Origin of the sequence: Mycobacterium kiyosense, from assembly GCA_021654635.1 — a bacterium.
In the GTDB taxonomy this organism is placed as follows: Bacteria; Actinomycetota; Actinomycetes; order Mycobacteriales; family Mycobacteriaceae; genus Mycobacterium; species Mycobacterium kiyosense.
Map to the genome: position 1 here is coordinate 5,266,836 of AP025179.1, position 15,229 is coordinate 5,282,064.

Annotated in this window: 10 protein-coding genes; 5 read left to right on the forward strand and 5 right to left on the reverse strand. The window is 68.6% G+C overall.

Annotated features, from left to right (window positions below; all coding sequences use genetic code 11):
- Positions 1 to 215: 215 nt before the first annotated feature.
- The 5 genes from L6444_RS24695 to L6444_RS24715 all read right to left on the reverse strand — a co-directional run bounded on the left by L6444_RS24695 (position 216) and on the right by L6444_RS24715 (position 8,984).
- Positions 216 to 2,168 carry an FkbM family methyltransferase gene (locus L6444_RS24695; protein ID WP_236977786.1) on the reverse strand — a complete coding sequence of 651 codons (1,953 nt, stop codon included), beginning with the start codon at positions 2,166 to 2,168 and terminating at the stop codon, positions 216 to 218.
- On the reverse strand, positions 2,165 to 3,646 hold the full coding sequence (locus L6444_RS24700) for an O-antigen ligase family protein (RefSeq protein ID WP_370653016.1): 1,482 nt from the start codon (positions 3,644 to 3,646) through the stop codon (positions 2,165 to 2,167). Before L6444_RS24700 ends, L6444_RS24695 begins: the two co-directional genes overlap by 4 nt.
- Complete coding sequence (locus L6444_RS24705; protein WP_236977790.1) at positions 3,643 to 5,193, reverse strand: tyrosine-protein kinase domain-containing protein; 1,551 nt, start codon at positions 5,191 to 5,193, stop codon at positions 3,643 to 3,645. The genes L6444_RS24700 and L6444_RS24705 overlap by 4 nt, the downstream gene beginning before the upstream one ends.
- 194 nt (positions 5,194 to 5,387) lie before the next feature.
- Positions 5,388 to 7,106, reverse strand: coding sequence for a hypothetical protein (locus L6444_RS24710; protein ID WP_370653018.1), 1,719 nt, complete (start codon positions 7,104 to 7,106; stop codon positions 5,388 to 5,390).
- Between the two features lie 12 nt (positions 7,107 to 7,118).
- A complete protein-coding gene (locus L6444_RS24715; RefSeq protein WP_236977791.1) occupies positions 7,119 to 8,984 on the reverse strand; it encodes a putative bifunctional diguanylate cyclase/phosphodiesterase in 1,866 nt (621 codons plus the stop codon).
- 284 nt (positions 8,985 to 9,268) lie between these two features.
- Between L6444_RS24715 and L6444_RS24720 the strand changes: the two genes are divergently transcribed.
- The 5 genes from L6444_RS24720 (at position 9,269) to L6444_RS24740 (ending at position 15,219) form a co-directional block, all read left to right on the forward strand.
- A complete protein-coding gene (locus L6444_RS24720; RefSeq protein ID WP_236977792.1) occupies positions 9,269 to 10,060 on the forward strand; it encodes an FkbM family methyltransferase in 792 nt (263 codons plus the stop codon).
- An 87-nt stretch (positions 10,061 to 10,147) separates the two neighbouring features.
- Positions 10,148 to 11,362: an NAD(P)/FAD-dependent oxidoreductase gene (locus L6444_RS24725; RefSeq protein WP_236977793.1), complete on the forward strand. Its 1,215-nt coding sequence runs from the start codon at positions 10,148 to 10,150 to the stop codon at positions 11,360 to 11,362.
- Positions 11,363 to 11,376: 14 nt separating this feature from the next.
- The gene (locus L6444_RS24730) at positions 11,377 to 12,291 is read left to right on the forward strand and encodes an RNA polymerase sigma-70 factor (protein ID WP_236977794.1); all 915 of its coding nucleotides are present in this window, start codon (positions 11,377 to 11,379) and stop codon (positions 12,289 to 12,291) included.
- Between the two features lie 22 nt (positions 12,292 to 12,313).
- Positions 12,314 to 13,585, forward strand: a complete 1,272-nt coding sequence (locus L6444_RS24735; RefSeq protein ID WP_236977795.1) for an aminodeoxychorismate synthase component I — start codon at positions 12,314 to 12,316, stop codon at positions 13,583 to 13,585.
- Positions 13,586 to 13,725: 140 nt separating this feature from the next.
- Positions 13,726 to 15,219, forward strand: a complete 1,494-nt coding sequence (locus L6444_RS24740) for a hypothetical protein (RefSeq protein ID WP_236977796.1) — start codon at positions 13,726 to 13,728, stop codon at positions 15,217 to 15,219.
- Positions 15,220 to 15,229 lie beyond the last annotated feature (10 nt).

Here is a 15,229-nt window from a genome sequence, read left to right on the forward strand (position 1 = left end):
ATACTATCCCCGCCCGGCGACACCAGCCCGGCCGTCACCCACCCGAAAGCCAGCCTGTAGACCAAAGCCCAACTGTGGACAACCCACGCCGGCGACCCCCCACGGACCGCGTAGAAGAACAAGCGGCACAGCAGATTTCAATCCACCCAAGGTGATATCACCGGCGATATCGCCCCTGGACATCGGGACAACATCGGGACACGACCTCCGAGTCACTAACGGAACCCGGCCACCATTTCCGGTGAGCGCACCGCGCAGAAGTCGTGCACATATCCCTTGGGCATCGCGAAGGGATGGAACTCACCGGAATTCACCATGTCCATCTGGTCCCGCTGCACGTCGAATTCGGCGATCGGCCGCAACCCGGACTCCGCGACGTAGAACAGGTGATACCCGAATTCTTCGATCAGCCCGAAGACCTCGGCGATCGGGAACGACAGATGCCGCTGCTCGATTTCGATCAAAATCGTTGGGCGGCAACGCTGGAACATCTCCGATCCACCGCGCAGCACCGACATCTCGTGCCCCTCGACATCGATCTTGACGAAGTCGACCTGTAAGTCCGGCGCCAACACTTCGTCCAGTCGCAGCAACGGCACGTCGATCGTGCACACCTCTACGCCCTGCCCGTCGAATCCGTGGGACAGACTGCCCTGCGCGGTCACCTGCCGGTTGTGCTGCGCGGGCACCAACAGTTGCGCGGTACCGACCGTATCGGACACCGCGGCCTGACTGAAATGCACATGAGGCAAGGCCTCGTCGAGCTTACGCAGCATCGGCGCATTGTCGGGATGCGGCTCAAAGCTGAACAGCTGCCCGCTTTTTCCGACCCGGCGGGCCAGGTGATAGCTGAACAGACCCCAACTCGCGCCCACATCAAGCACCGTTGACCCACGGGTGGCGAAGTGGTCAGCCACCGACATGGCTGGGTCCTGGCGCAGCCGGCGACGCCACAACGCCTCCGTGGCCGTGGCCATTGCGGTGCGGCCGAACACCCGGCCGACGTTGCGCACCGTTACATATTTCGCGGCCCAGTTCGCAACATCGCTGTGCGACAGGCGTTCTTTCGCTGACAAGTTGCCGCCCTCGGCGGTCGGCACGCACTGGACGTCCGTCCACACCTGATCCAACCGCTCATACCATCGCTGCAGCCCGAAGTCGGCGGCTCGGGCGCGGGCCGCCTGGGCCAGTTCCGCCCGCAAGGTGTCGTCTTTGAGTAATTCCGTTAGCGCAGCGGCGATTTGGGCGGGGTCGCCGGGCTCTATCAGCAGCCCGTTCACCCGGTCGGTGATCGCTTCGCCGATGCTGCCGACCAGTGTCGTCACCGGGGCCAGCCCATAGGCCATCGCCTCCAGCAGTGCCATCGGCAGGCCTTCGTCGTAGCTGGGCAGCACGAAAACATGTGCGCTGCATAGCAATGAGTCTCTGGCCGCCGGATCAAGCCATCCCGCCACGTGAATTGTTTCGGACAATCCCGCCGCCCGCACCGCCGCGCGCACTTCGTCGACCTCGCCGTCGCCGGCCAACGTCAGCTGCAACCGACCGCGTAACGAAGAATCAAGCCTGCCGACCGCGTCGATCAAGTCGTAACTGCCTTTGCGCACGCCTAACCTACCAAGTGAAACCGCATGCACGCGTTCGACATCCGACTGGGCTACCGAGTGTGACGGCATCGCCACCGCATTGTTGAGCACCCAAATCCGATCCGTGGACACCCCCAGCCGAACGGCGTACTCCTCGACGTGACGCGTACCCAGCACCAGCCACCGATCTGCGACCAGCGCCCGTCGCACCAGGCGTTGCACCAGCGCGGGCAGCCGGTCGAACCAGCCGCTGAAGTCATAACTGTGCGCGTGCACCACGGTGGGCACTTTCACCATCCGCGCCGCCGCCAGCGGCAGCGCCTTGCGCACAACGCTGCCGCCGTGCGCCAGGTGGACGTGCAGGATGTCGGCGCGGCCGCGCAGCACCAGCCAAGTGGCGCGCACCATTCCGGACACTCCGACCCAACGCCGGTACCAGAACGAGCCCTCGATGTACGTCGGCACCGGGGTGATGCAAATCCGCGGGTCCGGGTGCGCGGCCATCAGGGTCATCACCGTGGCCATGCCGCCGCGACTGGCCGCCTGTGCGGGCGCCGGGCCGACCACCAGTATCCGTACCGTCATCGGACCGCCTCGGCACCAGCCTCAGCCGGAATCGCTTCGAAATCCTCGTATTCCGGCCGCGGCGCGCGCTGCCGCAAGGTGGCGAAGGCCATCGCGGCACCCAATGCGACACCGAGTGTCATCGAATTGGCCGGGTCTTCGGGCAGCGGATCGATGACGCACATCACCAACAGCCCAACACTTGTGGCCGCGCTGACCTTGGCCGGCACCGACGCGCTGCGTAGCGCCCGCACCAGCGGTGCTAAAGCGAACACCGCAAACCCCAGCATGCCGACCGTACCGGACTTCGCGAGCCACCACAGGTAGAAGTTGTGCGCATAGGTCGTGCCCAGCGTCTGGGTGAACTCGGTTGGGTCATCGCCTCCGAAGGGCAGCTGATAGGCATAACCCAAGCCGTGGCCGAAGACCGGGGCGGCGGCAATCGCCTCGTTGAGATGGCGGTCCTCGGCAAACCTGGCCAGCGTCGAGGGATCCTCGGTGAGCGCGGTACCGGTCGACCTGCCGAGCACCCGATGGCTGAAGCCGGTGATCTGATTGGCCAGCCACACCCCCGCTGTGGAGTCCCCCAGCAGGAACAGCGCCAGCGGGATCGTCACCGCCAGGATGCCGGCGCCGATGAGGGTCAGCCGGGCGGCCCGGCGGACTGCCGACCAGCCCATGCTGGCGAAGAAGGCGACGACGGCGGCGACACCCACCGACAGAATGGTGTTGCGCGAGAAGGCCAATACCGCGATCACCAGTGCCGGCAAGCCCAGCGCGAGATACGCCGACGGCCGCACCCGGCCGGCTATCTGAGCGGCCACCAGCGCGGTCAGCACCGCGATCGCCGGGATGAGGCTGGAGGTGATCACCCGGTTGGCGGCGTCCCCGGTGTCGGCCTGCAGGCTCTCGGTGCGACCGGCCAACCGAATGCCGCCGGAGGAGCCCAGGATGGCCATGCCCGCGGAAAACCACAGGGTGAAGGCCATCGCGTGAATCGACAACATAATGTAGTCGCCGTAGACGATCACCAGCGCGAGGACGAATCCGGCGATCATCTCGAACAGGAAGGTGGACTCTCGCACCACGATCGCAGTGTTGTGGCCGGTCGAAAAACCAACGGCGGCAAAGTAAATGACCATCAGCCCGAACATGCCGGGCAGCAGGTAGTCGGACATGCGCAGCCGCACCACGGGCAGCACGAAGCAGATCGCCAGGATCAGTACCACGTGCGAGGCGTAAATCGACACGGGGCCAATCACTTTGCCTACATGCAAACCTTGTGGCAGCGCCGCGCAGCCCAAAAATAATGCCAGCCCGATCATCAACTCCGGCTTGGCCCAGTACACGATCAGAAAGAACGTCAGCCCGATCAGCAGGATGCCCTGGGTGGTGTTACGCACCGAAAGTGCGCCGTAGAGAAAGCACCCGAATACGAACAGCACCAACACGGCCGCAGCCATCGCCAGGCGATGACGACTCCGCAGATAGACGATCACGCCGGTCCACTGATCTTGGTGCGGTAAGTCCGGGTGGCAGCCCTGGTGTGGCGGGCGATGCGGGCGTCGGTCAACACCGTGCCCACCACGTCGGCGCCGGCCGCACGCAGCGCGGTCAGCGCGTCGGAGAGTTCGTCCTCGGTGGTGCGACCGGCCCGGGCCACCAGCACGGTGGCATCCACCGCGCCGCCGAGTAAGCCGGAGTCGGCCGACGCCAGTACCGGCGGACCGTCGACCACCGTGCGCTCGAACGTTTTCGCCACGTCGGTGAGCACCTTGTCCAGCACCTCGGGCAGGAAGGCGCTGGTGGGCAACGTCTCTCGGCGCACCGCACGGGCCGCAAGTACGAATAACCTCGGAATGGACGTCGGTTTGGTTGCCTCGGTGGCGATGTCGGGGTTGGACAGCACGTTGGACAGACCCTCCCCCGACTCGACCTTCAACAACCCGGCGATCGTCGGCCGCCGCGGGTCGCCCTCGATCAGCAGCACGTCCTCGCCCAGCTCCGCGAAGGCCCGGGACAGGTTGATCGCGGTGGTGGTGGTCCCCTCACCGCCGAACGGCGCCGTCAGCAACACCCGGTTGGCGCCGGGTCCAATCGCCCGCAGCAGCCGTGCGCGCAGGCCCCGCACCGCGTCGTCGAACGAGATGTCGGTGCCGAATCGCGGGGCGTTGCCGCGGTGCCCGGGCAGCTCGGCCAAGGTCGGCAGACCGGTGAGGTTTTCCAGCTTCGCTCGGTCGCGCACCGTGCGGTCGGCGGCCTCGCGGGTCAGCGCCACCCCGGTGCCCAGCAGCAAGCCGGCCACCAAGCCCATCGCCATGTTGCGCACCGGCACGGGCTTGACCGGCTTGTCGGGCACCCCGGGCTGTTCGACGACGGTGGCCCGGGCCATCGGCAGCTGCGACGGCGTCGGTGAGGCCTGCTGCGTCGGCTCCTGCTGTGCGTCCGGTGCCGCCGTCGGTGCTGCCGTGGTGGCCGAAACCGGCGCCGGCACCGACGCCGACGCCGACAGCGAAGGAGTGGTGTCACCGGCCTGGGGCTGGTCGGTGGACGGCGCAGCCGAGGGCGACGGCGTGGGCTGCGGGGTCAGCGGTGCGCCGGGGGCTTTGGGAGCACCCAGCGTGCCGACCATCATGGTGAACTCGTCGGCGACCGCTTTGGCCAGTGCCGCGGCGCGGTTGGGGTCGGTGTCGGTGACGGTGACGGTGAACAGTGTCGACTTCGGCGTGAACGCCACCTTGGTTTCGTTCGCCAGGACGTCGGCGCTGACCGGCAGGTGGAAGTGCTCGACCGCGCGTTCGGCCACGGCATGCCCACCCGCTATCGCCGCGTAGGAGGACAGGCGTTCCTCTGCGGCCTGCGTGCCCTGGTACACCTGCATCAGGTCGGTTTCGCCGGAGAAGGAGAGCAGGACGGTGGCCGAGGACTCGTAGCTCTTGGTCTGGAACGCGGTGATCGCTGCCGCGCCGGCCAGACAGGCCAGGACCGCCCCCACCACGAGCTTCCAATGCAACAGAAGCGTCCGGACGAACGTGCGGAAATCCATCCACTAACCTCTCTGGACGCCCCCGGGGCGGGGCGGCCGGGACCGTGGACGATTTGCATTTCGCAGGTCGCGACGATCCCGGCGTCAAGTGCCGTGGTCAAACCCGGCGGTTTCTAGATACCCATGTTGCCATACTTTTAGTACGCCAACCAAACCTAGAACAGTCTCCAGGTATGCCGAAGCCCGCAGCGGGTCTACACCTGGCCAGGAGTGCTGAGGACGCTGCGGGGCACATCCAGCGTGGCGATCGGATAGAAGCCCGCATCGTCGCGCCCGTCGCGGGCCAACCGCATGGGCGGATAGTTCACCGCGTGCGAGCCGTTCGGCTTGTGCTGCTGCCACTCCACCGCGGCCCGCAGCGTGTAATGGCCCGGCGGTAGTCCTTTGAGTTCGACCCGCACCGTCTCGGCCGCCGACACCGGCGGCGGCGTGTCGCTGCTGCCGCTGCCCGAAGAATCCGGAACCAGGCCCCGCAGGTTCACCGACCCGGGTATCACCCGCACCGTCTGCCCGGTGAAATCCACCACCCGGTACGCCGCCGCCCACTTCTCGGTGGCCGCGGCGGCGCCGTAGTTGGTCCAGTTGACCGAGATCGACGCCGTGTTGTCCTGCAACGACTGCGAACCCGGCCGCGCTTCGACCGAATAGCGGTAGCCGGCGACCGCGTTCGCCTGCGCCCACAGCACATACAGCTTGGGATCCATCGGCGAGGTCGCGTCCTGATCCGGAAAGTTGATACTCGAGGTCATCGACACGTGGTAGCCGATGACGTCGTGCAGTCCTTTCTCGTAGTACTGCTGCGGCGTCATCCCATTCTGCAACTGGCACCACTCGGTGATCACCGGTGCTTTTCCGAGCCGCTCCTTGAGCTTGTCGACCAGTGCGCCCTCGGTCTGCGGATAGTGGCCCGACTCGGCCCAGACGGGCAGCGGTGAGTAGACCCCCAGACAGTCCGAGCGAATACCCACCGGCGCAACCAGCTTCTTGGTCACGTCGTCGGAGAGCAGCTGCCGGGTGATCTCGGGGTTGTTCGGGGTGACCACCAGCTGCGTGTGCGGGAAGGCGGCGACATTGGCCGCGACCAGCTGGGTGATGGACGCCTTGGTGATGTTCTGGTCGCGGTACTGGCTGTAGTAGCCCAGCACGCGTTCGCTGTTGTCGGGATCCGGGCCCGGCACGCCGAGCGTGTCGCGCAGATAGGCGACGTGGTTCTCGCTGAAATCGCCGTAGCCGGAGAACTCGAAAACGCTGAGCCGTTCGTCGTTGTCGTAGCGGCGGCCGAGCGCGGCCAGCAGCTGCCCGAAATCGTTCAGATAGGTGGGGTCGTTGAAATTCGGCACCACCTGCGTGACGCCGGGCGCGGGCGCCTTCGCACCGCCGGAGTAACTGGTGCTGGTGCCGGGCTTGGCGCGTTCCCAGTCCGGGATCTCGATGTTGGTGTTGTCCGGGTAGCTGGGGTTGCAGCAGGAGTTGTAGGCCTGCACCCGCAGCGTCAGCCGCATGTGCCGCTCGGCGAGCTTGGTCAAAGCATCGTCGATGACGCTGAAGTCGAATCTGAGGTCGTCCGGCGCATCCGGCGGCAGGGTGGCGGGATCGGTGGGCTGCAACTGACGCCAGGTGACCCGAAGGCTGGCGTCGTGCGACGCGGGCCAGGCCGGGTAGCGCTGCTGGGCGAGATCGCGCTGCGGAAACAGCGGCTCGAGCAGGTCCTCGTACTGCCCGCGCAGCGGATTGGGTATCTCCTGCGCCGCCGGCGGGATGGCCGGGCTCACCATGGCGTTCAGCGGTCCGGGATCGGTGTGGTGGCGGCTGCACCCGCCGATCATCAGGGCAGTACCCGCGACCAGGACGGTGGCCAGCGCCGTCGCGCAGGCGACAGCGATCAACGTGGGATTTCTGATTGTTCGAACCATTCTCTGCGTTGGCTAGATCACGCCGAGCGTCAGCGCTTCGCGATCGGCGAGGAAGGGCATCGGCATCCAGCGTGCGGCCAGCAACTCCTCCATGGCGTTGCCGGGGACGGGGCGTGACAGCAAAAACCCCTGCGCGCGATGGCAACCGTGCTGCATCAAGGTGAGCGCGGCGGCCGGGGTCTCGACGCCCTCGGCAACCAGCTGCAGGCCGAATGCCTCGGCCAGGCCGATGATCGCCCGCACGATTGCCAGGTCACCGGCGTTGGTCCCGAGGTCACGGACGAACCCGGTGTCGATCTTGAGCATGTCGACCGGCAGCGACTTCAGGTGCGACAACACCGCATAGCCGGTACCGAAGTCGTCGATGGCGATCTGCACGCCCACGTCTTTGAGCTCGTGCAGCGTCTTGCGGGTGGCCTCGATGTCGTGGACCACCGCGCGCTCGGTGATCTCCAAGCAGACCGACCCGCCGTCGATGCCGAACTCCTCGATCGTGTCCGCGACGGTGCGGACGAAACCACGGGTGATCAGCTGCACGGGCGAGACGTTGATGCGCAGGATGGCGGTCTGCCCGACACCGTGGGACCGCCACCGGCTGAACTCCGCGCATGCGCTGCGCATCACCCAGCGCCCCAGCTCACCGGCCAGGTTGGTCGATTCGGCGACCCCGATGAACGAATCCGGCAGCAGCAATCCCCAGATCGGGTGCCGCCAGCGCACCAACGCCTCGGCCGCAACGATGGCCCCGGTCCACAGGTCGACCTCGGGCAGGTAATGCAGCAGCAGGGCCTCGCTGTCGATGTCTCCCTGCAGGTGCAGCTCGATGTCGTTGCGGAACGCGCTCTTGAGCGACATGTCGTCGGTGGACACGGCTACCTGGTTGCCGCCGGCGCGCTTGGCGGTGAGCACCGCCTCGTCGGCACGACGCAGCAGGTCGGTGCTGTTGTCGCGGCCCGGCATGCCCACCGCCAGCCCGATGCTGACGGTCCGGGTGATCTGATGGCCACCGATCGCCAGCCGCTCGCGCAGCATGGTGCCGAGGCGGCGGGCGAACGATTCGGCTGCGCCGCTGGACATCGTCTGGTCGGGGATGACGACGAACTCGTCGCCGCCCAGTCGGGCGATCATGCTCTGCGAGCCCGCGCAGACCCGCAGCCGCTGGGCGAAGACCCGGATGAACCAGTCACCGGCGGTGTGCCCGAGGTAGTCGTTGATCGACTTCAGCCGGTCGAGGTCCATGTAGAGCACGGCGACCGGGCCGGGGTTGCCGGCCGCGAGCCGGTCGGAAAGGTGCGCGACCAGCGCCCGCCGGTTGTACAGGCCGGTCAGGTCGTCGTGTTCGGCCAGGTAGCGCAGCTTCTCCTCGGCCGCGATCCGGGCCTGCAGCTGCGCGAACAGCGCCGCCACCGCCTCGAGGGTGTTGATCTCCTCCTGCTTCCACTTGCGGGCGCCGAACTTGACGAAGCCCAGCACCCCGGTGGTCATCTCGCCGGAGACCAGCGGGGCGGCAGCCACCGACGGCGATGCGGCCTGCTTCCCGGCCCCGATCCAGCGGGGCAGCGTCCGATTGTTCTGGTCGGGCCGGATCACCACCGGCTTTCTGCCGTGCTCGCACTGCGCGAGCACCGGGTCGGCGCTGGTGAAATGCACGACGCCCTGCGGATCGGGATCCGGCACATTGGCCCGCGGCGGCCATTCGGCGACCAGCACCGAGGCACGGATGTCGTGATCGTGGTGACGCAGAAAACTGGCGTCCACGTCGAACTGCTCGACGAGCTGAGCCAGGACCCGTTCGCTGACCTGCGTAGCGGTGGACGCGGTCGCCTCCATGAGCTGGGTAGCCACGGAGGTGACGACGAGGTCCAAGCTGCGCGGCACCGGTCCTCCGATTTGTGCACGAGTCGAGTGGCTGCACCGGTTGGGCAACTGACCCGGCCACCGTCAGTTTTGACGAACCGCCGCATCCGAACACCCACCGATGCGCTTCGAAGCGGCCCCTTGCCTAGCCTGGTTCCCTGAGAAGTACCCGGACCGGCGCAGGTCACGGACGAATTATCTGTCGGTGAGATTATCACGCGGGCCGGTCTGGACCCTTCGAAATCTTTGTGACCTGCACGATCCCGACGCCTCACCCCGGACCCCCGTCCGATACTGTCGTCACGATGTCGCTCGCCCGCACCGCCAAACATCGGCTCGCGCCCGCGGCGAAGTTGATCGCGCCGGGCCTGTTCTGGCGGCGCAAATACCGCATCCTGCAACGTCTCGGCGAGTCCCGGCCGGACGTGGCGCTGGTGCGATCGCTGTGCGATCCCCATCGGGTGTCGCTGGACATCGGCGCCGACATCGGTGAATTCGCCATCGCCATGGCGTCTTCGTCGCGCTCGGTGATCGCCTTCGAGCCCCGCCCGGCCCAGGCCCGCGAGCTGACGACGATGTTCGCCGCGGTCGGCGCGCCGGTGCGCGTCGAGGCGCTGGCCCTTTCCGACCAGCCCGGCGTAGTGGCCATGCGGGTCGTCGAGTCCGACCCGGGCCGCAGCACCATCGACGCGGACAACGTGCTGGACACCGCGGTCGGCGGACCGGTCGCCACCATCGAAGTCCCCGTCCAGCGCCTAGACGACCTCAGCCTGGACGGCGTCGGCCTGATCAAGATCGACGTCGAGGGTCACGAACTGGCCGTGCTGCGCGGCGCCGTGGAGACGCTGGACCGCAACCGGCCGACGATCGTCGTCGAGGCCGAGGACCGCCACCACGCCGACGCGGTCGCCGAGATCACCCGGCTGCTGACCGGCCTGGGTTACCGGGGCCACTTCACCCTGGACGGCGAGCGCCGGCCCATCGAGGAGTTCGACGCCGCCGAACATCAGAATCCGGCCAACATCGGCGGCGCCGAAGACGGCTGGGCGCCGCGGGGTGTCTACGTCAACAACTTCGTCTTCGTTCCGGCGGAGTGAAACAGCTCACAATCCGCGCCTGTTCTGTCACGTCTGGCCGCCCCACGGTGTCTTGAGGGCGTAACCCGATCAGAACAGGAGACAACGATGTCCAAGCTGTCCAAGGAGTCCAGGCCTGCCGAACCGGCCGCCCCCAAGACCCGGGTGGTCGTCGTCGGCGGCGGATACGCCGGCACCATGGCCGCCAATCATTTACGGCTGCGCGCCGCCGTCGATATCACCCTGGTCAACCCGCGGCCGCAGTTCGTGGAGCGAATCCGCCTGCACCAGTTGGCCGCCGGCACCGCCACCGGCACCGCGGACTACGGCACGCTGCTGGGCAGGGGCATCCGGCTGGTCGTCGACACCGCCACCCACATCGATGCGACGGCGCGGCGGGTGGAACTGAGCTCGGGCGGCGCGCTGGAGTACGACTACCTGATCTACGCCGTCGGCAGCACCGGAGCCACACCGGCCGCGGTGCCCGGCGCCGCCGAATACGCCTTTGCCCTGGCCGAGCTGGAAGGCGCGCAGCGGCTGCGCTACGCGCTCACCGATCTGGCCCCCGCCGCGCCCATCACCGTGGTCGGCGGCGGCCTGACCGGCATCGAGGCGGCCGGCGAGCTGGGTGAGCAGGGCCACCCGGTGACCCTGGTCTGCGGCGGCGTCCTGGGTCCGTCGCTGAGCGAGCCCGGCCGGCGCTCGGTGGCCAAACAGCTGGCCAAGCTCGGCGTGCGGGTGCTCGAGTCCGCGACGGTGACCGAGGTCCGGTGGGAGTCGGTGGTGCTCGGGGACGGCGCCGTGCTGCCCAGCGCTGTCACCGTCTGGACGGCCGGCTTCGGGGTGCCGGACCTGGCCAGCCGCAGCGGATTGCGCACCGACGCGCTGGGCCGCCTGCTCACCGACGAGACGCTGACCAGCGTCACCGACGACCGGATCGTCGCGGCCGGTGATGCCGCCGCGCCCTCCAACCAGCCGTTGCGGATGAGCTGCCAGGCCGCCATTCCGCTGGCCGCCCAGGCGGCCAACACGGTCCTGGCCCGGATCGCCGGCACCACCCCGGACCCGTTGAACCAGGCGTTCACCGGGCAGTGCGTGAGCGTGGGCCGCAGCTACGGCACCATCCAGCTCGCCCGCGCCGACGACACCCCGCTGAACCTCTACATCGGCGGCCGCTTGGCGGCGTCCGTCAAGGAGCTGGTCTGCAAGGGCACGTTGTGGGGCCTGCGCAAGGAGGCCGCCAAGCCCGGCTGGTACCGCTGGCTCAAAGGCGGCAACCGGCCGGCGCGGCTCGGCACCGACGAGCAGGTCGCCGTCCGGTGAATTCTCCCAGCCCGGTGAGTTCGCCGGGGAACGGCGGCGGGCACGCGGAACGGTTCACCCTGCTGCGCCCGCTGCTGTTCACCATCGCCTACGAGATCCTCGGCTCGGCGACCGAGGCCGACGACGTACTGCAGGACAGCTACCTGCGCTGGGCGCAGGTCGACCTGGACGGCGTGCGGGACACCAAGTCATACCTGGCCCGCTTGGTCACCCGGCAGGCGCTCAACGCATTGCGGGCTCAGGTCCGCCGCCGGGAGGAGTATGTGGGGCCCTGGCTGCCCGAGCCGCTGCTGCTCGACGACCAGGACGCCAGCGCCGACGTCGTGCTGGCCGAATCGGTGTCCATCGCCATGCTGGTGCTGCTGGAGACCCTCAGCCCGGACGAGCGGGCGGTGTTCGTGCTGCGCGAGGTGTTCGGGTTCGGCTACGACGAGATCTCCGACGCGGTGGGCAAGCCGGTGCCGACCGTGCGGCAGGTCGCGCACCGGGCGCGTGAGCACGTCCAGGCCCGGCGCACGCGGTTCGACGGCGCCGGCCCGGTGGATCCCGATCGGCACGCGCGGATCACCCGGCAGTTCCTGGCCTCGGCGGCCAACGGTGACGTCGAGGCGCTGCTGGAGATGCTGGCCCCGGACGCGGTTTGGCTGGCCGACGGCGGCGGCAAGGTCACCGCCTCCCGCAAGCCCATCGTCGGCGCACGGAAGGTGGCCGGCGCCATCGTCGGATTGCTGCGCAAAGCGCGCGGCGAACTGCACGTCGAGGCCGTGACCTGCAACAGCGCTCCGGCCGTGGTGCTTTACCTGGACGGCCGGCTGCAGGGGGTGATCACGGTGGAGATCGTCGACGACAAGATCACCAACTTCTACGCGATGCGGAATCCCGAGAAGCTGCTGGCGCTGGGTAATCCACGCAAGATCAGCCGCGGGTGAGGGCTTCTGTCAAGCTAGGCCGGTGCGAATCGAGCGGCTCGGCGATCTGGGTGGCGCACCGCAGGTGCTGCGGTCACTCGGTCGCGCCACTGCTCGGCTCGGGCTGGCCCCCCCGGCGGCCCTGACCGGCGAGTGGTTCGGCGCGCTGGCGGTGATCGCGCCGAGCGTGCAGGTGCGCCCTACCCCTGCCCGGGAAGCGTTCGCCCTGCCGACTGCGCTCCCGGCGGGGACCGCCCCGCCCGGACCGGTGGATGCGGTCGGAGGCGGCTGGATCGGTTACCTGTCCTACCCCGACCCCGGCGCCGACGGGTTGGGGCACCGGATTCCCGAAGCGGCCGGCGGCTGGACCGATTGCGTGCTGCGCCGCGACCGCGACGGGCAGTGGTGGTTCGAGAGCCTTTCCGGTGCCCGGATGCCGGATTGGTTGACGGACTCGCTGGCGGCGCCGGCGCCCAGAACTGGACCGCTGTGCCATATCGAATGGCAGCCGGCGAACCGGTCAGCACACACAGAAGGTGTGCTGGCATGCCTGGAGGCGATCGCGGCGGGCGAGGTGTACCAGGCCTGCGTCTGCACCCAGTTCAGTGGCGCCCTGACCGGGTCCGCGCTGGACTTCTTCGTCGACGGCGTGGCCCGCACCGCGCCGGCCCGCGCGGCGTACGTCGCCGGGCGATGGGGGGCGGTGGCATCGCTGTCTCCCGAACTTTTCCTGCGCCGCCACGGTGGCCTGGTGATGTCCAGTCCCATCAAGGGAACGCTGCCACTGGACGCTTGGCCGACGGCACTGCGGGCATCGCCCAAAGAGGTGGCCGAGAACATCATGATCGTCGATCTTGTTCGTAATGACCTTGGGCGCGTTGCGATTACCGGAACAGTCACCGTCCCGGAACTGTTGGTGGTCCGGCGCGCGCCGGGCGTCTGGCATCTGGTGTCGACGGTCTCGGCCCAGATCCCGCCCGAGTTGCCCATGGCGGCGCTGCTGGACGCGGCCTTCCCGCCCGCATCGGTGACCGGAACACCGAAAATTCGTGCCCGCCAACTTATTTCGCAATGGGAACGCAGACGGCGGGGAATCTACTGCGGCACCATGGGATTAGTTTCGCCGATAGCGGGATGTGAACTCAACGTCGCGATCCGCACAGTGGAGTTCGATGCCGGTGACAACGCCGTCCTGGGTGTGGGCGGCGGGATAACCGCCGATTCGGACCCCGCGGCGGAATGGGCGGAGTGCCTGCACAAGGCCGCCCCCGTCGTCGGGCCGCCGACCGCCGCCACGGCGAGTCGCGTGAGTTAGCCCAGCAAATTTTACCTCGATCGAGCTGGTTGGGCTGATTTCGCAGAAAGCCCGCGGCGGTCGTCGGGTGCGCCTAAGCTTCAGCCAGCAGTGTGTCGATTTGCACACTTGAAGGCGCGAGCGGGTGCGAAAGGTCTGTCATGAGAGTTGCCATCGTCGGCGCCGCGGCCGCCGCCGTGTTGGGCGGCGCGCTGGCGGTTGCGCCGTTGACCCTGTCCAACCAGAGCAAGGTGCTGTCCGGCGGCACCTGCACCGCCGGTAAACAGTGCGACAAGCTGGCTTCGGTCCTGATGCCGCCGGCGGGTAAGCCGGGCGCCGACACGGTGCCCCAGGCTCCCGCAGCACCCGCGGCGGTCGAGGCGCCGCAAACACCCACGCCCGCACCTGCTGCGGCGAAACAACCGGGCTCACCCGAATCGGCCGCCTACACCTCTCCCGGCGGGTCCAGCGGCAGCACCAGCGCGTTGCCCGACGCGTCCAACGCCGCCGCACCCCCTGCAGGTCCGCCACCCGATGCGGCCGCCCAACCCCCCGGCTCCGGCGACCCGGTCGACATCTACTCGATTCCCGGTGTGTCGGACCTCTACGGCGCTGCGGCCGGAGGCACCGCCCTGGCCAACGTCCCCAACGGCGTGAACGCGGCGACCGCCGTCGTCAACGGAGTGCTGGGCGTGGGCAACACCATCTCGGGCACGGTCTCGACCACCGCGCTGGCCGTCACCTACGTGGTGCTCGCCTACAACACGCTGAATTCCTCGGGTCTGCTCCCCGCCGTCAACAACCAGGTACAGGGCGCCGTCAACTCGGTCAGCAATCTGCTGTTGCCGATCACCAGCAAACTGCCCACCGCCGCGCTGCCGAGTCTGAGCCTGCCCGGCGTGCCGAACCTGAATCTGGCCGGGCTGCCCGGCGTTTCGCCGGCCGGCATGATCGGTTTGGCCGCCGCGGGCGGCCTGCCGGGCATCAGCCTGCCCGCCCTGCCGGGCGTATCTCCGGCAAGCCTGATGTCCCTGGCCGCCACCGGACTGCCGGGGCTGCCGGGCGTTTCGCCTACCGACCTGCTCGCGCTGGCCTCAGCCGGCGGCATTCCCGGCCTGCCGGCCCTGTCCGGGGTCAACCCGGCGATACTGACGGCCGCCCTGCCGGCGTTGACGGCTGGAATCCCGGGACTGCCGCCGATCCCCGGCGTGGACCCGGCGATGCTGGCGGCCGCGCTGCCTGCGCTGGCCAGCGCCCTTCCGGCGGTCAACCCGGCGATGCTGGCCCAGGCCCTGCCCGCCCTGGCCGGCGGCGCGCTGCCCGGCGTGGACCCGGCGCTGCTGGCCGCCGCACTGCCGGCGCTGGTCGCGGGCGCACCACAACTACAGGGTGTGGACCCGGCCGCGCTGGCCGCAGCACTCCCGGCGATGCTGGCCGCTGCCGGGGTTCCCACCAGCCTGCCGGCGCTGCCCGGGGCCTGCCGGCGCTGCCCGCGGGCTTACCGGCACTGCCCGGGGCTTGCCGGCGCTGCCCCCGCTACCCGCCCTGCCCGCTCCGCCGCCGCTACCGGCCCTACCGCCGCTGCCTGCGCTGCCCGGTCCGCCGCCGCACCCCCGATCTGTCCCGTACCGCTGCCGGGCGTGCCCTGCCTCTAACCCCGGCGCG

Coding starts and splice junctions, on each gene's coding strand:
- L6444_RS24720 (WP_236977792.1), top strand. CDS start 9,269: ATGTCGCTCGCCCGCACCGCCAAACATCGGCTCGCGCCCGCGGCGAAG.
- L6444_RS24725 (WP_236977793.1), top strand. CDS start 10,148: ATGTCCAAGCTGTCCAAGGAGTCCAGGCCTGCCGAACCGGCCGCCCCC.
- L6444_RS24740 (WP_236977796.1), top strand. CDS start 13,726: ATGAGAGTTGCCATCGTCGGCGCCGCGGCCGCCGCCGTGTTGGGCGGC.
- L6444_RS24695 (WP_236977786.1), bottom strand. CDS start 2,168: ATGACGGTACGGATACTGGTGGTCGGCCCGGCGCCCGCACAGGCGGCC.
- L6444_RS24710 (WP_370653018.1), bottom strand. CDS start 7,106: ATGGTTCGAACAATCAGAAATCCCACGTTGATCGCTGTCGCCTGCGCG.
- L6444_RS24705 (WP_236977790.1), bottom strand. CDS start 5,193: ATGGATTTCCGCACGTTCGTCCGGACGCTTCTGTTGCATTGGAAGCTC.